The sequence below is a fragment of the Amycolatopsis cynarae genome (assembly GCF_026802195.1).
Taxonomy (GTDB): Bacteria; Actinomycetota; Actinomycetes; order Mycobacteriales; family Pseudonocardiaceae; genus Amycolatopsis_E; species Amycolatopsis_E rhizosphaerae.
Genome location: NZ_CP113836.1, coordinates 37637 through 55702, shown reverse-complemented (window position 1 = coordinate 55702; position 18066 = coordinate 37637). Strand labels below are relative to the sequence as shown.

Annotated in this window: 23 protein-coding genes; 10 read left to right on the top strand and 13 right to left on the bottom strand. The window is 70.1% G+C overall.

Annotated features, from left to right (window positions below):
- Positions 1–10: 10 nt before the first annotated feature.
- On the top strand, positions 11–604 hold the full coding sequence (locus tag ORV05_RS00290) for a DUF2771 family protein (RefSeq protein ID WP_407652657.1): 594 nt from the start codon (positions 11–13) through the stop codon (positions 602–604).
- A gap of 12 nt (positions 605–616) precedes the next feature.
- On the opposite strand, the gene ORV05_RS00285 is transcribed toward ORV05_RS00290, so the two are convergent.
- On the bottom strand, positions 617–1003 hold the full coding sequence (locus ORV05_RS00285) for a cold-shock protein (RefSeq protein WP_268760059.1): 387 nt from the start codon (positions 1001–1003) through the stop codon (positions 617–619).
- A gap of 167 nt (positions 1004–1170) precedes the next feature.
- Between ORV05_RS00285 and ORV05_RS00280 the strand changes: the two genes are divergently transcribed.
- Entirely contained in the window at positions 1171–1392 is a 222-nt protein-coding gene (locus ORV05_RS00280; RefSeq protein ID WP_268756431.1) for a hypothetical protein, read from the top strand.
- On the opposite strand, the gene ORV05_RS00275 is transcribed toward ORV05_RS00280, so the two are convergent.
- Complete coding sequence (locus ORV05_RS00275) at positions 1358–1981, bottom strand: HAD family hydrolase (RefSeq protein WP_268756430.1); 624 nt, start codon at positions 1979–1981, stop codon at positions 1358–1360. The genes ORV05_RS00280 and ORV05_RS00275 overlap by 35 nt on opposite strands.
- A 53-nt stretch (positions 1982–2034) precedes the next feature.
- On the opposite strand from ORV05_RS00275, the gene ORV05_RS00270 reads away from it, so the two are divergent.
- Both ORV05_RS00270 and ORV05_RS00265 read left to right on the top strand, forming a co-directional pair.
- Positions 2035–2679 (top strand): TetR/AcrR family transcriptional regulator, encoded by a 645-nt coding sequence (locus ORV05_RS00270; RefSeq protein WP_268756429.1) that lies wholly within the window; start codon positions 2035–2037, stop codon positions 2677–2679.
- A complete protein-coding gene (locus ORV05_RS00265) occupies positions 2676–3638 on the top strand; it encodes a R2-like ligand-binding oxidase (RefSeq protein ID WP_268756428.1) in 963 nt (320 codons plus the stop codon). Before ORV05_RS00270 ends, ORV05_RS00265 begins: the two co-directional genes overlap by 4 nt.
- 71 nt (positions 3639–3709) lie before the next feature.
- Here the strand turns inward: ORV05_RS00265 and ORV05_RS00260 are convergent, their stop codons facing one another.
- Entirely contained in the window at positions 3710–5362 is a 1653-nt protein-coding gene (locus tag ORV05_RS00260; RefSeq protein WP_268756427.1) for an AMP-binding protein, read from the bottom strand.
- Between the two features lie 101 nt (positions 5363–5463).
- Here ORV05_RS00260 and ORV05_RS00255 point away from each other — a divergent pair, with 101 nt between their 5' ends.
- Both ORV05_RS00255 and ORV05_RS00250 read left to right on the top strand, forming a co-directional pair.
- On the top strand, positions 5464–6225 hold the full coding sequence (locus ORV05_RS00255) for a PhzF family phenazine biosynthesis protein (protein ID WP_268756426.1): 762 nt from the start codon (positions 5464–5466) through the stop codon (positions 6223–6225).
- Complete coding sequence (locus tag ORV05_RS00250; RefSeq protein WP_268756425.1) at positions 6225–6596, top strand: YccF domain-containing protein; 372 nt, start codon at positions 6225–6227, stop codon at positions 6594–6596. The genes ORV05_RS00255 and ORV05_RS00250 overlap by 1 nt, the downstream gene beginning before the upstream one ends.
- Before the next feature lie 12 nt (positions 6597–6608).
- On the opposite strand, the gene ORV05_RS00245 is transcribed toward ORV05_RS00250, so the two are convergent.
- Complete coding sequence (locus tag ORV05_RS00245) at positions 6609–7451, bottom strand: AraC family transcriptional regulator (RefSeq protein ID WP_268756424.1); 843 nt, start codon at positions 7449–7451, stop codon at positions 6609–6611.
- Positions 7452–7523: 72 nt separating this feature from the next.
- Here ORV05_RS00245 and ORV05_RS00240 point away from each other — a divergent pair, with 72 nt between their 5' ends.
- Complete coding sequence (locus tag ORV05_RS00240; protein WP_268756423.1) at positions 7524–8306, top strand: alpha/beta fold hydrolase; 783 nt, start codon at positions 7524–7526, stop codon at positions 8304–8306.
- A 112-nt stretch (positions 8307–8418) separates the two neighbouring features.
- Here the strand turns inward: ORV05_RS00240 and ORV05_RS00235 are convergent, their stop codons facing one another.
- The 7 genes from ORV05_RS00235 to ORV05_RS00205 are packed head-to-tail and all read right to left on the bottom strand — an operon-like array spanning position 8419 to position 13676.
- The gene (locus ORV05_RS00235; RefSeq protein ID WP_268756422.1) at positions 8419–9219 is read right to left on the bottom strand and encodes a metallophosphoesterase family protein; all 801 of its coding nucleotides are present in this window, start codon (positions 9217–9219) and stop codon (positions 8419–8421) included.
- A 20-nt stretch (positions 9220–9239) separates the two neighbouring features.
- Positions 9240–10046 (bottom strand): HAD-IIA family hydrolase, encoded by an 807-nt coding sequence (locus ORV05_RS00230; RefSeq protein WP_268756421.1) that lies wholly within the window; start codon positions 10044–10046, stop codon positions 9240–9242.
- Between the two features lie 10 nt (positions 10047–10056).
- A complete protein-coding gene (locus ORV05_RS00225; protein ID WP_268756420.1) occupies positions 10057–11115 on the bottom strand; it encodes a sulfate/molybdate ABC transporter ATP-binding protein in 1059 nt (352 codons plus the stop codon).
- Positions 11112–11948 (bottom strand): ABC transporter permease, encoded by an 837-nt coding sequence (locus ORV05_RS00220; protein ID WP_268756419.1) that lies wholly within the window; start codon positions 11946–11948, stop codon positions 11112–11114. Before ORV05_RS00220 ends, ORV05_RS00225 begins: the two co-directional genes overlap by 4 nt.
- 10 nt (positions 11949–11958) lie before the next feature.
- The gene (gene modA / locus ORV05_RS00215; protein ID WP_268756418.1) at positions 11959–12726 is read right to left on the bottom strand and encodes a molybdate ABC transporter substrate-binding protein; all 768 of its coding nucleotides are present in this window, start codon (positions 12724–12726) and stop codon (positions 11959–11961) included.
- Positions 12723–13127, bottom strand: coding sequence for a TOBE domain-containing protein (locus ORV05_RS00210; protein WP_144586937.1), 405 nt, complete (start codon positions 13125–13127; stop codon positions 12723–12725). Before ORV05_RS00210 ends, modA begins: the two co-directional genes overlap by 4 nt.
- A gap of 33 nt (positions 13128–13160) precedes the next feature.
- Complete coding sequence (locus ORV05_RS00205; RefSeq protein WP_268756417.1) at positions 13161–13676, bottom strand: MarR family winged helix-turn-helix transcriptional regulator; 516 nt, start codon at positions 13674–13676, stop codon at positions 13161–13163.
- A 105-nt stretch (positions 13677–13781) separates the two neighbouring features.
- On the opposite strand from ORV05_RS00205, the gene moaA reads away from it, so the two are divergent.
- From moaA to ORV05_RS00190, 3 genes are all read left to right on the top strand, one after another.
- Positions 13782–14843: a GTP 3',8-cyclase MoaA gene (gene moaA, locus ORV05_RS00200; protein WP_268756416.1), complete on the top strand. Its 1062-nt coding sequence runs from the start codon at positions 13782–13784 to the stop codon at positions 14841–14843.
- Complete coding sequence (locus ORV05_RS00195) at positions 14840–15112, top strand: MoaD/ThiS family protein (protein ID WP_407652656.1); 273 nt, start codon at positions 14840–14842, stop codon at positions 15110–15112. The genes moaA and ORV05_RS00195 overlap by 4 nt, the downstream gene beginning before the upstream one ends.
- Positions 15113–15602: 490 nt before the next feature.
- Complete coding sequence (locus ORV05_RS00190; protein WP_268756414.1) at positions 15603–16244, top strand: transglycosylase family protein; 642 nt, start codon at positions 15603–15605, stop codon at positions 16242–16244.
- Positions 16245–16534: 290 nt separating this feature from the next.
- Here ORV05_RS00190 and ORV05_RS00185 read toward each other — a convergent pair whose 3' ends face one another.
- Complete coding sequence (locus tag ORV05_RS00185) at positions 16535–17458, bottom strand: molybdenum cofactor biosynthesis protein MoaE (RefSeq protein ID WP_268756413.1); 924 nt, start codon at positions 17456–17458, stop codon at positions 16535–16537.
- Positions 17455–17943 carry a cyclic pyranopterin monophosphate synthase MoaC gene (gene moaC, locus ORV05_RS00180; protein WP_268756412.1) on the bottom strand — a complete coding sequence of 163 codons (489 nt, stop codon included), beginning with the start codon at positions 17941–17943 and terminating at the stop codon, positions 17455–17457. The genes ORV05_RS00185 and moaC overlap by 4 nt, the downstream gene beginning before the upstream one ends.
- Between the last annotated feature and the right edge of the window lie 123 nt (positions 17944–18066).

Below are 18066 nucleotides of genomic sequence, written 5' to 3'. Positions count from 1 at the left end.
TGTTCCCCCCATGCGGCGCAGTCGGGTGAGTCAGCGGGACGTGGTGCGGGGGGATCGGGGCGCGGTGGTGCACGGCCGCCGCCGGCGTGCGGGGAAACTGGCGGCGCTGGCCGCCGGCGCCCTCGTGGTGACCGGGTGCGCCACCTCCGTGGGCCCGCCCGAAGTCACCTTCTACGGCGACGGCCACGTGGTGAACGCGAAACCGGTGCTCCACTGCGACGTGCTGGTGCGCACCTGCGACAAGTACCCCGATGCCGCGGTCACGCTGAAGGTCCGCCCCGGGGCCCCGGTGCAGATTTCGGTGCCCTCCGAGATCCGGGACACCCCGTGGCTGGTCAACGTCCAGTACGCCGACGCCAAGGGCAACCTCAACGTCAAGCAGCAGTACTTCTCGCCGGGGACCCGGCTTTCCTACACCGCCACCCCGGACGGCCCGGAGGGCCAGCTGGTCGTGGTGGAAGTGCAGCAACTGGGCGCGGCCTACGCCGCCGACCAGTCGGGCAAGCCGATCCTGGACGAGAACGGCAACCCGCAGCTGGTGGCCAGGGCCTACTGGTCCCTGCAGGTCCAGCCCCTGGCCCAGCCGGCCCCGGTCCAGCCCTGACCCCCGAGGGGTTTACGGGTCGAGGTCGCGCGCGACGGCCCGCATGACCTCGGCGATGCGCTTGGTGTTCTTGCGATCGGGGTAGCGGCCGCGGCGCAGATCCGGCTGGACCTTCATTTCCAGCAGCTTGATCATGTCCTCGATGAGGCCGTGCAGCTCCTCCGCCGGACGTCGCCGCGCCTCCACCACCGAGGGCAGGGAATCGATGAGCCGGACGGAGAGCGCCTGCGGGCCGCGCCGCCCGTCGGCAACGCCGAACTCGAGCCGCTGACCTGCCTTGAGTGCCTCGACACCCTGCGGGAGCGCGGTCTTGCGGATGTAGACGTCCTCGCCACCGTCCTGGGTGACGAATCCGAACCCCTTCTCCGCGTCGTACCACTTGACCTTGCCGGTCGGCACTGCCCTCACCCGTTCCTTCGCTCTGCTTGTCCACCCCGCGTGCCCCGCACGACGAACGCGCCCTGGGCGTACCCAGGACGCGTACCGTCCAGCCTATCCCGGTTCGCACCCCGGAGAGAAGTCGATACAGCGCTTCTCGTCGCCTTGCCGCCCTCTACGCTGGTCCCATGGAGACTGCGGCCAAGACATACCCACGCAAGCCCTGGCTGATGCGGGTGGGGATCGGTGTGTTCGCGCTCGGCGTGCTCGCCGTGCTGGTCGTGTTCGTCCTGTTCGCCGCCGGACTGCACGACCTGCCCGTCTGGCTGAGCGCCGCGGCCGGGCTGCTGACCCCGCTGGGGATCGCGCTCGGTCTCATCGCCCTGATCCGCGAGCACCGGAAAGGCTGAGCCAGCCCGGAAACTCTTCGAGGCTGTCGAAGATCACCTCGGCGCCCGCGGCGGCCAGTTCCTCCCGGGTGCACGGGCCGGTGGTGACGCCGACCGGGATCGCCCCGGCCGCCAGCGCGCCCCGCACGTCGCCGAGGTGGTCGCCCGCGTAGACGGCCGCGCCGTGCTCCCGCAGGGCAACGGCCTTGCCGTCGGCCCACAACTCCCCGACCAGCACATCGACCTCGAACCCGAGCGCCTTAACGTGCAGTGCGGCGTTGGGCCCGTACTTTCCCGTCACCACCACGGTTCTGCCGCCGGCCGCGTGCACCGCCGCCAGCGCGGCGTGCGCGCCGGGCAGCGCGACCGTGCTGGGGATCACGATCTCCGGGTACAGCTCGCGGAACCGGGCGACCAGTTCCGGAACGCGCGGGGCGGGCGCCCCCGAGGCGAGCAGCACCTGGTCGAGCGGCGGCCCCAGGTTGGCCGCGAAGTGCTCGCCGTCGAGCGCGAGGCCGCTCTCCTCGCCGAGCGCGTTCAGCACCGCGGTCATCCCCGGCCTGGGGTCGATCAGGGTCATGTCCAGGTCGAAGCCCACCGTGATGCCCACGGGACCACCGTAGCGGGCTTTACAAAGAGCGATCTGAAGTCAAGCCACTTGACATGGACGCGGTTCGTGTCAAGCTGGTCACTGTGGCCGAGATCACGGAAAGCTTCGCGGAGCGGACGAAGGCGTCGTTGCGGGAAGCCCTGCTCGAGGCCGCGACGGATCTGCTGGCGACGCACGGGTACGCCGGACTGCGGATGGCGGACGTCGCCGCGGCCGCCGGGGTGAGCCGCCAGACGGTCTACAACGAATTCGGCAACAAGATGGCGCTCGTCCAGGCCGTCACTCTGCGGACCACCGCGGAGTTCCTGGAGGGCATCCGGGCCCGGTTCGAGGCGGCACCGGACCTGCTCACCGGGATCCACCGGGCGGTCGCCTACACGATCGAACACGGCCGGGAGAACCAGTTGGTCGCCTCGGCACTGGGCACGCAGGCCGGCGAAGACCTGCTGCCCTTCCTCACCACCCGGGGTGAGCCGATCCTCTCCGCGGCTGCGGAGCTGGCGGCCGCGCACTACCGGGAGTTCGTGCCCTCCCTCGACCAGCCGTCCGCGGATCTGCTCGCCGAGACCGCGACCCGGCTGACCCTGAGCCACCTGGTGCTACCCACCCATTCCGCCGCCGAGGCGGCCGAGCGGGTCTGCGCCGCGATGGCACCCGCGATCGCCCACTATTCGTCCACAATGGAGTGTGAAAGATGACCGAAACACTGGTACCGCACCGTACGGGTTTCACCTCACTGCGGCGAGGCGGCCTCAACTGGGACTCCTTCCCGCTGCGGCTGTTCGTGAAGGGCAACCGGAAGTTCTGGAACCCGGCCGACATCGACTTCAGCCGTGACGGGGCCGACTGGCAGACCCTCACCGACGACGAGCGCCGCTCCGCCACCTACCTGTGTGCCCAGTTCATTGCGGGCGAGGAGGCGGTCACCCAGGACATCCAGCCGTTCATGCGGGCGATGGCCCTGGAGGGCCGGTTCGGCGACGAGATGTACCTCAGCCAGTTCTGCTTCGAGGAGGCCAAGCACACCGAGGTGTTCCGGCGCTGGATGGACGCGGTCGGCCTGACCGAGGACCTCACTTCCTTCGTGTCGGAAAACCCGCACTACCGCAAGCTCTTCTACGAGGAGCTGCCGGAGTCGCTCGGCGTCCTCGCCACCGATCCCAGCCCGCTCAACCAGATCAGGGCGAGCGTGACCTACAACCACGTGATCGAGGGCAGCCTCGCCCTCACCGGCTACTACGCCTGGCAGAAGGTGTGCACCACACGCGGCATCCTGCCGGGCATGCAGCAGCTCGTGAAGCTCATCGGCGACGACGAGCGGCGGCACATGGCCTGGGGCACCTTCACCTGCCGCAGGCACATCGCGGCCGACGATTCGCTGTGGGAGGCGGTCCAGCAGCGGATGAACGAACTGCTGCCGCACGCGCTCGGGATGATCCAGTGGGTCAACGACCAGTTCGACGACCCGCGCCCGTTCGAAAACGACCCGCAGGAGTTCATCACCTACGCCGCCGACCGGGCGCAGCGCCGCCTCGGCGCGATCGAGTCGGCCCGCGGCGTCCCGGTCGAGCAGATCGATCTCGACTACTCGCCCGAACAGCTCGAGGAAACCTTCGGCGAGGAAGACGCCAAGGCCTTCGCCGAAGCCGCAGGCTGACCCCCCACCCTTCCGGCCGCCCCCGGCCCCGGTCGGCCCGCCCCAGGCAGGGCGCGGCCGGGGGCGCGGGGTCAGGCGTGGCGGGTGGCGGCGGCGGTCTGCAGGTCGAGCAGGTCGATCGCCTGCCGTCGCATCTCCACCTTGCGGATCTTGCCGGTCACCGTCATCGGGAACTCGTCCACGACGTGCACGTACCGCGGGATCTTGTAGTGCGCGAGCTTGCCCGTGCAGAACTCGCGCACCGCCTCGGCGGTCAGCGGTGCGGCACCCTCCCGCATCCGGATCCACACCATCAGTTCCTCGCCATAGCGCTCGTCCGGCACCCCGATCACCTGAGCGTCGAGGATGTCCGGGTGGCTGTAGAGGAACTCCTCGATCTCCCGCGGGTAGATGTTCTCGCCGCCGCGGATCACCATGTCCTTGATCCGCCCCGTGATGTTCACGTAGCCCTCGTCGTCCATCACCGCGAGGTCACCGGTGTGCATCCACCGCGCCGCGTCGATCGCCTGCGCGGTCTTGTCCGGCTCCTCCCAGTACCCCAGCATCACCGAGTACCCGCGCGTGCACAGTTCGCCCGCGGTTCCCCGCGGCACGGTCAGCCCGGTCTCCGGATCGACGATCTTGACCTCCAGATGCGGCCCGACCCGGCCCACCGTGGACACCCGGCGCTCGATCGAATCGTCCGCCCTGGTCTGGGTGGACACCGGCGAGGTCTCCGTCATGCCGTAGCAGATGGACACCTCGGCCATCCCCATCCGCTCGATGACCTGCTTCATCACCTCCACCGGGCAGGGCGAGCCCGCCATGATGCCGGTGCGCAGCGACGAAAGGTCGTACGAGTCGAAGTCGCGCTCCGCCAGTTCGGCGATGAACATCGTCGGGACGCCGTAGAGCGAGGTGCACCGCTCCGCCTCCACCGCCGCCAGGGTGGCCTTCGGCTCGAACGACGGGGCCGGGATGACCATGCAGGCCCCGTGGCTGGTCGCGGCGAGGTTGCCCATCACCATGCCGAAGCAGTGGTAGAACGGCACCGGCAGGCAGATCCGGTCGGCCTCGGTGTAGCCGCACAGCTCCCCGACGAAGAACCCGTTGTTGAGGATGTTGTGGTGCGAAAGGGTCGCGCCCTTCGGGAAACCCGTGGTGCCCGAGGTGTACTGGATGTTGATCGGATCGTCGGCGGAAAGCCGGATCCCGGCCAGCGCGGCGGCGTCCGCCCGCCTTCCGTTGTCCAGCAAGGAATCCCACGCCTCACCGCCGATCAGGACCACGTGTTCCAGCCGCTCGCAGCGCGGCCGCACCTCGGCGAGCATTCCGGCGTAGTCGGAGGTCTTGAACTTCTCCGCGGCGACGACCAGCCGGACCCCGGCCTGGTTGAGCACGTACTCCAGTTCGTGTGAGCGGTAGGCCGGGTTGATGTTCACCAGGATCGCGCCGATCTTGGCGGTGGCGTACTGCGTGATCGTCCACTCCGGGCAGTTCGGCGCCCAGATGCCGACGCGGTCGCCCTTGCCGATGCCGAGCCCCAGCAGGCCCAGCGCCAGCGCGTCCACGTCCGCCGCGAGTTCCCGGTACGTCCACCGCCTGCCGCTTTGCCGGTCCACCAGCGCGTCGCGCTCCCCGAAGGACTGCACCGTCCGGTCGAAGTTGTCGCCGATGGTGTCTCCCAGCAAGGGGACCTCCGACGTCCCCGAGGCATAGCTGGGCAAGGCAGGTGTTCCGGGCATAGTGCCTCCCGCGATCGTCAACGCTGACGGCCCTGAGTCTAGCCACAGAATCAGGGTTTTCCCCCGACTGCGAAGGGCCTTCCACGGGCTACAGTGCAGGCATGCGCCTGTACGTCGTGGACGCCTTCACCGACACCGCCTTCTCCGGCAATCCGGCCGGGGTGGTCCTGCTCGACGAGCCCGCCGCACCGGAGTGGATGCAGTCGGTGGCCGCCGAACTCAAGCACGCCGAGACCGCCTTCGTGGTGGTGAACGGCGACGGGCCACTGCCGCTGCGCTGGTTCACCCCGACCACCGAAGTGGACCTGTGCGGGCACGCGACACTCGCCACGGGACACGTCCTCGGCGGCAGCAGGGTCTTCCTCACCAACAGCGGCGAACTGCGCACCACCGCCGAAGACGGCTGGATCAGCATGGACTTCCCCGCGGACCCGCCCTCCCCGGCGGACGACTCCGTCACCGACGCGCTGCCGGGCGTCACCGTCGAAGAGGTGCTGCGCGGCAAATGGGACATCCTGGTTCGCGCGGGCAGCGCCGCGGAGGTCCGCGCGCTCGACCCGGATCTGGCCGCGATCGCGCAGTGGCCCGCCCGCTGCGTCGTGGTGACCGCACCCGGGGACAAGCCCGGAACCGACTTCGTCAGCCGCGTGTTCGGCCCCGCGGTCGGCGTGCCCGAGGACCCGGTGACCGGGTCGGCGCACTGCGCGCTCGCCCCCTACTGGGCCGCGAAGCTCGGCCGGGACGAACTCGTCGGTGAACAGGCCTCGCCGCGGGGTGGGGTCGTCCGTGTCCGCACCGGCGGTGACCGGGTCACCCTCGTCGGCAGGGCCGTCACCGTCCTCAGTGGAGAGTTGCACGTCTGATGCGCCTACTGCTCAACGTCATCTGGCTGGTGCTGTGCGGGTTCTGGATGGCCATCGCCTACGTCATCGCGGGCATCGTCTGCTGCGTGCTGATCATCCCGATCCCGTTCGGCATCGCCGCGTTCCGCATCGCGAACTACGCGTTGTGGCCGTTCGGCCGCACCCTCGTCGACCGGCGTGACGCCGGGGCCGGCTCGCTGATCGGCAACATCCTGTGGATCGTGTTCGCCGGCTGGTGGCTCGCGCTCGGCCACATCGCCACCGGCATCGCGCTGTGCGTGACGATCGTCGGGATCCCGCTCGGCCTGGCGAACTTCAAGCTGGTCCCCGTTTCGCTGGTCCCGCTCGGCCGCGAAATCGTGCCCATCTGACCCTCGTGGCCGTCACTGCTGCGCACCGGGGGTGAGACCGGTCATGCGGCGGTAGAACTTGACGAAGTTGGTCGGTTCGCTGAAACCCAGCCGGGCGGACAGCGCGGCGACGGTCACGTCGGTGGTCGCCAGTTGTCTCCGCGCTTCGAGGACGAGTCGCTCGTCCAGGAATCGCTTCGCGCTCATTCCGGTGGCTCCGCGAACCGCCCGGTCGATGGTCCGCGCGCTGGCGTGGACCAGTGGCACGAAATCGCGCACGTGGTGCCGACGGGAGTACCCGGCCTCCACGGCCGCGGCGAAACGCGCGAACACCGCCCGTCCCGCGCTGGGCACCGTGGCGGCGTCCTGTGCCGCGGCCACCAGTGGCCCTAACGCGAGCCGGAGCGCGTCCGCGGCATCGCGGCCGCGCGAGCCGGCGTCGAGCAGCAGTTCCAGATGCGTCAGACCGGTCCGGGTCAGCTCGTCGTCCGGATCGATCCGCCAGTGATCCGCTCGCGCACTGTCGGCGGCGAAGGAAGCGACCTCGGATCCCGAAGTCAGCATCTCGCCGGTGAACAGGAGCAGCACGCCGCGGATACGGGCGCCGTCGACGACCTGGTGGGTCTGTCCCGGCCTCAGCCAGAACACCACTCCCGCCTCCAGCGGCATGGGCCGGAAATCCACTTCGTGCGTCCCCTGCCCGCCGGTGATCAGGCCGACGACGTGGAAGTCCGGGCGGATCGGCTGTCGCGACACCGGTCCGTCGAGGACGGCGGTCTCGGGGAAACGCCGCACTTCCACGGGGGCGGCACTGCGTGAGCCCGCTTCGGTCGCATAGCCGACGCTGAGTACCGGTTGACCACTTTCTACCGTCACAAGTCGCGAAAATACCTCGTTGACCGCCGTGGACACAGATGTAATGGCGACATATCACCACGAAGGAGGATCATGACTCTCGTCGACGCCAACAACGCGCGTTTCCACGTGGCCGACTCCGGCGGCACCGGCCCTGCCGTCCTGTTCCTGCACGGCAACCTGATGGACCACACGATGTGGGACGGGGTGGTCGAGGCGCTGGACGGGTACCGCTGTATCCGGTTCGACTTCCGCCTGCACGGGGCCACTGTCGACGACGCACTGCCCTTCACCTACTGGGACGCCGCACGCGACGCACTCGCCATCCTCGGCCGGCTGGACGTGCCCGGCGCCCACCTCGTCGGGAACTCCCAGGGCGGTTTCACCGCGCTCAGGACTGCGCTGCTGGCTCCCGCCAGGGTGAAGACGCTGACCCTGATCGACACCGCGGCCACCGCCTTCCCCGGCGAAGCCCTGCGGCAAATGGCGCAGATCCGGGAAGGCTTCGCGGCGGGCGCGGTAGAGGAAACCGGAACCGCCGTGCTCGGTTTGCTGCTGGGCGCCGATCAGCCCAGTACGGGTCACTGGCTGGCGCGACTGCGGCAGCAGCCGCACCGGCGGCTGAGCACGGCCGTCGGGGTACTGATGGGCGCGGACGACATCGCCGGCCGGCTGGCCGAGATCACCATGCCCGCCACGGTGATCCACGGTGCGGCGGACCTGCCCATCCCGTCCGAGGCCGGCACCGCGCTCGCCTCCGCGCTGCCCTCAGCCGGTGCGGTCCGGTTGCTCGACGGCGTGGCCCACACCCCACCGGTGACCCACACGGCCGACACCGCCGACCTCCTCGCCGACTTCCTGCGCCGCTCGGCGTGACCCTCTAGCGCTGTGTTTCCTAATTGGCATTCATGAGGAGGAGATCCCGCAGCCAGGGACCGCCTGAGGTTCCGCCACCCGCACCGCCACGCAAACCAGTGCCCCATAGGTCCTAGTCCTCGGGCTCGTAGGGCAAGGGGACGACGAGGCAGGGACCACCGACGAACAGCCCGCCGTCGATGCCCAGCGCCTTGCCGCCGGCGTAGAGGTACGGGCCTTCGACGCCGCTGGGGTCGATGCCGAGCTGGTCGGCGATCACGCTGTGCCCGTGCACGATCCGTTCGCCGCCGAGCTGCGTCAAAAGCAGATCGGCGGCGGCCGGGCCGTGCTCGCCGCGGAAGGCGTAGCGCGTGGTCATCCGGCGCCACACGTCCCACCAGGCGGCCAGGTCGTCGCCCGCCAGTATCTCGTGCACGGTGGCGTTGATCTCGTCCTCGGTGTCCCCCCAGTCCAGGTACTCGAGGGTGTCCGAGTGCAGCAGCAGGTACCCCTCGGCGTGAGCGACGAGCGGGCGGGTGCTGAGCCATTCGACGTGGTCGTCGGTCAGCGCGTCCTGGTCGGTGAGGCGGCCGCCGTTGATGTGCCAGCTGCGCGCGAAGCTGCGGGGACCGAAGTCCGAAGGGACCTCGGCGGCGCCGAAGTGGTACATGCCCAGAAGCAGGATCTCGTGGTTGCCCAGCAGGGACTCCACCCTGCCGCCGCCTTCCCCGGCCTGCTCCTGGAGCCGCATCACCAGGTCGATCACGCCGACCCCGTCCGGCCCCCGGTCGACGAAGTCCCCCAGGAACCACAGCCTGGCCTCGCCGCCACACCAGTCGCCCGCCTCGTCGACGAGCTTGTTCACGCGCAGGGCCTCGGCCAGTTCGTCCCGATGCCCGTGCACGTCACCTACGACATACGTCGGGACATCCACCCCTCGACGATAAGCCCTGCTCAGTCGCCGTCCGAGACCAGCCCGGTGCCGAACGGGTCCTGCGTGTGCCCGACGAGCTCGGCGATGGAGTCCACGACCAGGGTCGGGCGGTACGGGTAGCGCTCGGCCGATTCGAGGGTGGAGATGCCGGTCAGCACCAGCACGGTCTGCAGTCCGGCCTCGATCCCGGAGTGCACGTCGGTGTCCATCCGGTCCCCGATCATGACGGTGGATTCGGAGTGGGCGCCGAGGGTGCGCAGCGCCGAACGCATCATCAGCGGGTTGGGCTTGCCGACGAAGTAGGGCGAGCGGCCGGTGGCCTTCTCGATGAGCGCGGCGATCGCGCCGGTGGCGGGCAGCACGCCCTCCAGGCTCGGTCCGGTCGAGTCCGGGTTCGTGGCGATGAACTTCGCCCCGCCCTCGATGAGCCGGATGGCCTTGGTGATCGCGGTGAAACTGTACGTCCGGGTTTCGCCGAGCACCACGTAGTCCGGGTCCTGGTCGGTCAGCACGTAACCGGCCTCGTGCAGCGCGGTGGTCAGCCCGGCCTCGCCGATCACGAAGGCCGAGCCGTTGGGGCGCTGGCTGTGCAGGAACTTCGCGGTGGCCAGCGCCGAGGTCCAGATCCGCTCCTCGGGCACGTCGAGGCCGCTGCGCAGCAGCCGCGCCCGCAGATCGCGGGGGGTGTAGATCGAGTTGTTCGTGAGCACCAGGAAGGGATTGCCGTGCTCGCGCAGCTCCTCGAGGAACTTGTCCGCGCCGGGAACCAGGTGCTCCTCGTGGACGAGCACGCCGTCCATGTCGGTCAGGTACGTCCACTGCGTCATGCAGTGGAGATTACTGTGCCGCGGCCGGATGAACCGTGATTGTGGTGGCCTTGACCGCGAGGCGCACGCCAAGCCCGGGTTCGAGTCCGAGGTCGGCGACCGCGGCGGGGGTCAGCTCGGCCGACAGCCCCGACGTGGTCCGCAGCCGGATCACCGGGCCGTGCGGCTCCAGCACCGACACCACGGCCGGGATCAGGTTTCGCGGACTGCCGGGATGCCCGTCTTCGGCGGGGTACACCGATACCGCGCTCGGCTCGAACACGGCGACGGCGGGCTCGCCCGCCACCGCGTCCGGAGACAGCATCCCGGCCACCAGTGCGCCGTCCTCGGTTCTGAGTCCTTCCTCGACGGCGGTGCCCGCGATGAGGTTCAGTCCGGCGATCCGCGCGGTGAAAGCGGTCCGGGGCGCGGCCAGCACTTCGCGGGTGGGTCCGCGTTCGACGGCCTTCCCGCCCGCCAGCACCAGCACATGGTCGGCCAGTGCCAGCGCATCGAGCGGATCGTGCGTGACCAGCACGGTCGCCGCGATGCGGTGGGCGGACAGGACGCGCCGGAGCAGGCCGCGGATCGCCGGGGCGGCATCGACGTCCAGCGCGGCGAGCGGTTCGTCGAGCAGCAGCAGGTCCGGCGCCGCGGCCAGCGCCCTCGCCACCGCCACGCGCTGCGCCTGTCCGCCGGAAAGCGCGCCGGGCCTGCGTTCGGCGAACTCGGCGGCGTCCACCTCGGCCAGCCAGTGCCGCGCGATCTCGCGCGAGCGGGCCCGGCTTTCCCCCTTGGACCGCGGGGCGAACGCCACGTTGTCCACAACGGACAGATGCGGGAACAGCAGGGGGTCCTGTGAGAGCAGGCCGACGGCGCGGGCGTGGGCGGGCAGTCCGTGCAGGGCGCGGCCGTCCAGGGTGATCACGGCCCGCCCCGCGGGGAGCAGACCGGCCAGGCAGCCGAGCAGGCTCGACTTGCCGGACCCGTTCGGCCCGAGGATCGCCAGCACGCTCCCGGCGGGCACGTCGAAGTCCACCGACAGCTCGAACCCGCCCCGGGCGAGCTCGATCTCGGCGTGCAGGGTCACGACGGCACCCCCTCCACCGCACGCGGCCGAGCCACCGCGATGACCACGACGGCGACCACGACCAGCAGCAGGGACAGCGCGACGGCGCTGTCGATGTCGGCCTGAGCCTGGGTGTACACCTCCAGCGGCAGGGTACGGGTGACCCCCTGCAGACTGCCCGCGAAGGTGATCGTCGCACCGAACTCGCCCAGCGCCCTGGCGAAACTGAGCACCGCCCCCGAACCGAGCGCGGGCAGCAGCAACGGGAGCGTGACCCGCCGGAACACCGTCCACGGCTTCGCGCCGAGGGTCGCCGCGACCCGCTCGTAGGCGTCACCGGAGGTACGCAGCGCCCCTTCGAGGCTCACCACGAGGAACGGCATGGCGACGAAGGTCTGGGCGATCACCACGGCGGCGGTGGTGAAGGGAACCTGGATCCCGCCGACCACGGTGAGGAGGTAACCGAGAAAGCCCTTTCTCCCCAGGAGGTAAAGGAGAGCCAGACCGCCGACCACGGGCGGCAGCACGAGCGGCAGCAGGACCACCGCCCGCAGCACCCGGATGCCGGGGACCGCCGACCGCGCGAGGACCACGGCCAGCGGCACGCCGAGCACCACGCACAATCCCGTCGCCATGGCGGCGGTTTCCAGCGACAGTTCGAGGGCCTGCAGCGAAGCCTCGGTGCCGATCAGCGAGGGCAGCCGCCGCAGATCGGTGCGCACCAGCAGCCCGATCACCGGCAGCACGACGAGCGCCAGCGCGAGCCCCGCGGGAATCCAGAGGACCCACGGCACCTTCTGGTATCGGACGAGCCGCTTCTCCCGAGGACTGCTGCGCACTCGCGCTTCCGGCATCAGGGCCCTCCTAGCCGGCGGCCGGGGCGAAGCCCGCCTTGTTCAGCGCCTGCTGCCCCTCCGGGCCGAGCACGAACTGTTCGAACTGGTGCGCCAGGTCGGCCTGGGGTGCGTTGCGCACCACCGCGATGGGATAGCTGTTGATCGCCTGCGCCGCCTCCGGGAAGTCCGTCCGAGCCACCTTGTCCCCGGCGCTGGCGGCGTCCGTGACGTACACCAGCCCGGCATCGGCGTCGCCGGACTCGACCTTCGCCAGGACCTGTTTGACGTCCTGCTCCTCGCTCACCGCGTGCAGCGTGGCCCCGGTCTTCTGCTCCACCTTCTTCGTCGCGGAGCCGCAGGGCACCTGGGCCGCGCACACCACCACCTTCAGACCCGGCCGCGCCAGATCCGCGAAGGACCTGACGCCCTTCGGGTTTCCCGGTGCGGTCGCGATGGTGAGCCGGTTGGTGGCGAACACGGCGGGCGTCCCGTCGATCACCCCGCCCTGCACCGCCTTGTCCATGTTGGCCTGGTCGGCGGAGGCGAACACGTCGGCCTTCGCGCCGTTGACCAGTTGCTGGACCAACTGTGAGGAACCGAGGAAGCTGTACGTGACGGTCACGCCGGGATGCTGGTCCTCGAACCGGCTCTTGAGCGCTCCGAAGGATTCGGTCAGCGAAGCCGCCGCGAACACGGTGAGCGTCCTGGCTTCGGTACCGCTCGACCCGCTCGACCCCGAGCCGCAGCCGGTGACCAGCAGCGCGGCGCCCGCAAGCAGTGCGACGACCTTCTTCATTGGGCTCCTCCCGGAGTCTCGACGACGACCGTCGTCGCCTTCACCACGGCCACCGCGAGCACACCGGGCCGCAACCCGAGCTCGCGGACCGCTTCGGTGCTCATCAGCGACACCACGCGGTGCGGCCCGCACTGGAGCTCGACCTGTGCCATCACCTTGTCCGTGACCACTTCGGTCACCAGCCCGACGAACCGGTTGCGGGCGGATCGGCCCACGGCGGACGGGTCTTCGGGACGAGCGGCCTGCTCCCGGGCGAACGCGGCGAGTTCCGCGCCGTCGACGACCTTGCGCCCCGCGGCGTCGACTCCGGCCGTCAACTGTCCGGAACGGACCCAGCGGCGCACCGTGTCGTCGCTGACGCCGAGCAGGCTTGCGGCCTCGGAGAACCGAAAATGCGGCATGCCCGGAAGGTTATAGCCGCGATTGCGGAAAAGCTATGCGCTGTTTCCGCCGAGCACCTGCGCTCGCATCAGCTCCAGGAGCTGCCGCTCGTAGCGTTCGATGGTCTCGCGCTCGGCCGGGGAGAAACGCTCGAGCACCTGCTCCACCGCATCGAGCGCGGAGGCGAACAGCGGGGCGAACTTCTCCTCGTCGAAGGGAAGGATCTCGACGAGCACCTTGCGGCGATCCTTGGTGTCGCGGACGCGGCGGACGAAACCGGCCCGCTCCAACCGGTCGATGACCCCGGTGACCGCGCCGGTGGACAGTCCGGTGAGCTGGGCGATCCGGCCCGCGGTGAGCGGACCTTCGGCGCGGGAGGCCAGATCGAGTGCCTTGTGGTCGGTCGCCGAAAGTCCCATCTGCTCGGCGATCCTGGCGTGCCGCAGCACCGCCAGGGTGCTTCCCTCGCGGCCGAATTCGGCGAAGCGCCGCAGTACCTCGGGCGGCACCGGGTAGCGGGCCTCCCCGGCCGCGTTCCCAGCCACCTGCCCGGCCGTCTCTTCGGCCATCGACCGCACCTCCCCGCCGCCGACGCCTCGGCCGTGCGAAACTCTCGTTGCGCCAAATATTCTAGTGATCGCCAGAGTGCCGCGACCCGGGTTAGGCTGGTGCCGATGAGTGCGGTGAATCTCGGTCTTCCCCGGATGCGGGGGCCCCACGGCGTGTCCGAGCCCCGGCCGGACAACCCGGCCCTGATCGACACCTTCGGCCGGGTCGCCACCGACCTCCGGGTTTCGCTCACCGACCGGTGCAACCTCCGTTGCAGCTACTGCATGCCCGCCGAGGGCCTGCCCTGGCTGCCCACCGAAGCGGTGCTCACCGACGACGAACTGATGCGTCTGCTGCGCATCGCGGTCGAGCGGCTCGGGGTCACCGACATCCGGCTGACCGGCGGAGAACCCCTGCTGCGGCCGGGCCTGGAAGAGTTGATCGCCCGTATCGCGGAGCTCCGGCCGCGGCCCCGGCTGTCCATGACCACCAATGGAATCGGCCTCGCCCGGCGTGCCGCCCGCCTCGCCGAAGCCGGACTGAACCGGATCAACGTCTCGCTGGACACCATCGACCCGGAGACGTTCCTCGCGATCGCCCGCCGCGACCGGCTCTCGCACGTGCTCGACGGCCTCGCCGCGGCACGGGAGGCGGGACTGGACCCGGTCAAGGTCAACGCCGTGCTCCTGCGCGGCGTCAACGAGCACGAGGCGGCCGACCTGCTCCGGTTCTGCCTCGACCACGGCTATCACCTGCGGTTCATCGAGCAGATGCCGCTGGACGCACAGCACGGCTGGAACCGGCGCGACATGGTCACGGCCGAGGAGATCCTCGCCCTGCTGCGCGCCGAGTTCACCCTCACCCCGGCCTCGGAGCCCCGGGGCGGCGCCCCCGCCGAGCGCTGGCTGGTCGACGGCGGGCCGGGGGACGTCGGGGTGATCGCCTCGGTGACCCGTCCGTTCTGTTCGGCCTGTGAACGCACCCGGCTGACCGCGGATGGCGCGGTGCGGTCGTGCCTGTTCAGCAACGACGAAACCGACCTTCGCGGACTGCTCCGGAATGGCGCGGACGACGAAGAGGTGGCACAGGCCTGGCGGATGACCATGTGGGGCAAACTCGCCGGGCACGAGATCAACGACGCCGGGTTCGCGCAGCCGATCCGGCCGATGAGCGCGATCGGGGGATGACCGGCGTGAGCGCCGTGACCAAGGTGCTGGTGCGTTACTTCGCGTCCGCGCGCGCCGCGGCGGGCATCGACCAGGAGAGCCTCGAACTGCCCACCGGGGCGACCGTGGCGGACGCGCTCGGCGCGGTCCGCGCACGCCATCCGGAAGGCATTCCCCGGATCCTCGACGCGGCCAGCTTCCTCGTCGACGGGATCGCCGTCCGCGACCCCTCGCGCCCCCTGCCGGACGAAGCCGAACTGGACGTCCTACCTCCCTTCGCCGGGGGCTGATCGAGCGCGCGCCCGGGCCCGGGGAACCGTTCTCCCCGCCCCTTTCGGGCGTTGCACGAATGGGCCACTGACTCTGAATCGACGTGACCCAGACCTCACGATCAGTGAAATATCTCGAGAAGGAAACGGACCGGTAACGGCGCTCTGACCTGCGAAAACAGCTGAATCGACCGAGGTTGCGTGTCGTTACTGTGATGTAGGTCACAGGCTCAAAAATTTCCGATCACGGTCTTCGTTACGTACCGTCGCTAATCGGCTGGCCCCGACCGGCCACAGCAAGACCGGGATCCCGAAGCGCCAAACCCTGTCCGGCGGGATCCCGGACCCGATAACCCCGAGCCGAAAGTTGCTTCCGGACAGGGACGGAGGAGATCCGATCCAAGCCCCGAGCGCGGATCGGATCGGCAGCCCGGATCCCGCCGGGCGGCCCGGGCCCGACAGGGCTTGTCCACAGCCTGGCTCGTCGGCGCGGAAGCCAGAGAACAAACGAATGTCCTACCGAGGCAAGCACCGCAAGATGTCCCCCGCCGCCCGCAACATCGCCCGCGTCGCTGTCGCGGGTATCGCGGTCGGCACTCCGCTGGCGATCGCTGCGACCCCCGCGCAGGCTGCCAGCGTGAACTGGGACGCCATCGCGCAGTGCGAGAGCGGCGGTAACTGGGCCACCAACACCGGTAACGGCTTCTACGGTGGCCTGCAGTTCACCATGAGCACCTGGAAGGCGTACGGCGGCACTGGCAGCCCGCAGAGCGCTTCCCGCGATCAGCAGATCGCGGTCGCGGAGCGCGTCCTGCAGAGCCAGGGGATCGGCGCCTGGCCGGTGTGCGGCAGGAAGGGCGGCAGCGCGAGCGCCAACACGGGCTCCACCACCGCCAGGACCACCAAGCCCGCTCCGCAGAAGACCGTGTCGGCGCCGGCCCCCAAGGCCGCTCCGCAGGTCGTCACCACGGCCGCAGCCGCGCCGGGTTCCAACCCGAACGGTGACTACACCGTCGTCGCCGGCGACACCCTGTCCGGGATCGCCCAGCAGCTGCACATCGATGGTGGCTACGAGAAGCTCCAGCAGCTGAATGCCCCCTATATCCCCGACGCAAACCTGATCCTCGTGGGTCAGAAGATCGCCACCAAGTGACCTGCTGAAGGTCATTAACGGCGCGATCGCGCGAACACGGACACCAGGCAGCCCCCGGCCATGACCGGATCCGGCAAGCCGTGAAGTCCCCGCGCACAGTGAGGGCCCCACCGCTATCCCCCGGGCGGTGGGGCCCTCGCCGCGCTGCGGGCCGGCTCGAAATACCGGCCAGCGTTGATCGTGGGCGCTTGTTGACGTGAAGCCAGCCCGATCTGCCAAGTGCTCACCGATCGGGCCTCAGCGGGCCACTCAGTGCCGTTTTCGCGCCGTGGCGCGATGGCGATGCGGAGTCAGGGCGAGTTGACCCACTCGTCGGTCCCGTCGGCGAAGTGCTGGTGCTTCCACACCGGCAGGCTCGCCTTGACCGCGTCGACCAGTTCCGCGCAGGTCGCGAAGGCCTCCGCACGGTGATCGGCCGACACGGCGCAGGCCAAGGCCACATCGCCGATCTCCAGCGCACCCAGCCGGTGGCTCACCGCGATCGCCCGCACGCTCCGGCGCGCGGCGACCTCACCCACGACCCTGGCCAGCACCTCGCCCGCACTCGGATGCCCCTCGTAGTAGAGGGTCCGCACCGATTTGCCGCCGTCGTGGTTGCGCACCACACCGCCGAAGGTGACCACCGCTCCCGCAGCCTCGTCGTCGACCAGCTTCGCGTGCGCCTCGACGGACAGGGACTCCTCGGTCACCTGGGCCAGCACCACGCGGGGCGCGGGCGCTGGAGCAGGCGCCGCCGGGCGAGGGTGATCCCCACCGGCCAGCTGGTCCACCGCGTGCTCCAGCACTCCGTCGAGCACACCGAGGCCGTCCTTCACTCCGCCCCGTGAACCCGGCAGGTTGACCACCAGCGTCCGCCCGGCCACCCCGGCCAGCCCCCGGGACAGCACCGCCGTCGGCACCTTCGGCAGCCCCGCCATCCGGATCGCCTCGGCCAGGCCGGGAAGCTGGTGGTCCAGCACCGCGGCCGTCTCGTCCGGGGTCCGGTCGGTCGGCGAAATCCCGGTACCGCCGGTGGTGATCACCACGTCCACGCCGTCGTCCAGACAGCGGCGCAACGCCTGCCCGACCGGCTCCCCGTCCGGCACCACCATCGGTTCCGGTACCTCGAAGGACCGCTCAACCAGCCATTTCACGATCAGCGGGCCGGTCGTGTCCTCGTACACGCCGGACGCTGCGCGGTTCGAAGCGACGATCACGCGTGCCGTCCGGGTCATGACACGGCTCCTTCGGAGTCGCGGGTCCAGAGCCCGGTCTTGCCGCCTTCCTTGCGCTCCAGCCGGACGGCGTCGAGCGTCGCGGCCGGGTCGACCGCCTTGATCATGTCGTGCACGGTGAGGCCCGCGACCGCCACCGCGGTCAGCGCCTCCATCTCCACCCCGGTGCGGTCGGTGGTGCGGGCGGTGGCGATGATCCGCACCTCGGCCTCGCCGAGCTCGAAGTCCACCTTCACCGAGGACAGCGCGATCTGGTGGCACAACGGGATCAGCTCCGGCACCCGCTTGGCGCCCATGATGCCGGCGATCCGGGCCGTACCGAGCGCGTCGCCCTTGGCCAACCCGTTCGCGGACAACAGATCCACCACCTCGGCCGTGGTGCGCACGACGCCGCTCGCGACCGCGACACGGGCGCTGGCCTGCTTGCCGGAAACGTCCACCATGCGCGCGGCACCCGCATCGTCGACGTGGCTGAGTTCACTCACATCGCTCAGGCTACTTGCGTGGGCCGCACGATCCGGATCGCAATGCCGAACGCGTCGCGCGAACCGCAGCAGGCTCACCGCGTCATCTCACCGCGGCAGCGTGCGGGCAGGCCGGGAGTCCCG

Excerpts from the sequence above, each read along its gene's own strand:
- ORV05_RS00265 (WP_268756428.1), top strand. The coding sequence starts at position 2,676 with ATGACCGAAACACTGGTACCGCACCGTACGGGTTTCACCTCACTGCGG.
- moaA (WP_268756416.1), top strand. The coding sequence starts at position 13,782 with ATGAGTGCGGTGAATCTCGGTCTTCCCCGGATGCGGGGGCCCCACGGC.
- ORV05_RS00290 (WP_407652657.1), top strand. The coding sequence starts at position 11 with ATGCGGCGCAGTCGGGTGAGTCAGCGGGACGTGGTGCGGGGGGATCGG.
- ORV05_RS00185 (WP_268756413.1), bottom strand. The coding sequence starts at position 17,458 with ATGACCCGGACGGCACGCGTGATCGTCGCTTCGAACCGCGCAGCGTCC.
- ORV05_RS00205 (WP_268756417.1), bottom strand. The coding sequence starts at position 13,676 with ATGGCCGAAGAGACGGCCGGGCAGGTGGCTGGGAACGCGGCCGGGGAG.
- ORV05_RS00240 (WP_268756423.1), top strand. The coding sequence starts at position 7,524 with ATGACTCTCGTCGACGCCAACAACGCGCGTTTCCACGTGGCCGACTCC.
- ORV05_RS00230 (WP_268756421.1), bottom strand. The coding sequence starts at position 10,046 with ATGACGCAGTGGACGTACCTGACCGACATGGACGGCGTGCTCGTCCAC.
- modA (WP_268756418.1), bottom strand. The coding sequence starts at position 12,726 with ATGAAGAAGGTCGTCGCACTGCTTGCGGGCGCCGCGCTGCTGGTCACC.
- ORV05_RS00270 (WP_268756429.1), top strand. The coding sequence starts at position 2,035 with ATGGACGCGGTTCGTGTCAAGCTGGTCACTGTGGCCGAGATCACGGAA.
- ORV05_RS00210 (WP_144586937.1), bottom strand. The coding sequence starts at position 13,127 with ATGCCGCATTTTCGGTTCTCCGAGGCCGCAAGCCTGCTCGGCGTCAGC.
- ORV05_RS00280 (WP_268756431.1), top strand. The coding sequence starts at position 1,171 with ATGGAGACTGCGGCCAAGACATACCCACGCAAGCCCTGGCTGATGCGG.
- ORV05_RS00260 (WP_268756427.1), bottom strand. The coding sequence starts at position 5,362 with ATGCCCGGAACACCTGCCTTGCCCAGCTATGCCTCGGGGACGTCGGAG.
- ORV05_RS00220 (WP_268756419.1), bottom strand. The coding sequence starts at position 11,948 with ATGCCGGAAGCGCGAGTGCGCAGCAGTCCTCGGGAGAAGCGGCTCGTC.
- ORV05_RS00195 (WP_407652656.1), top strand. The coding sequence starts at position 14,840 with ATGACCGGCGTGAGCGCCGTGACCAAGGTGCTGGTGCGTTACTTCGCG.
- ORV05_RS00250 (WP_268756425.1), top strand. The coding sequence starts at position 6,225 with ATGCGCCTACTGCTCAACGTCATCTGGCTGGTGCTGTGCGGGTTCTGG.
- ORV05_RS00255 (WP_268756426.1), top strand. The coding sequence starts at position 5,464 with ATGCGCCTGTACGTCGTGGACGCCTTCACCGACACCGCCTTCTCCGGC.
- ORV05_RS00190 (WP_268756414.1), top strand. The coding sequence starts at position 15,603 with ATGTCCTACCGAGGCAAGCACCGCAAGATGTCCCCCGCCGCCCGCAAC.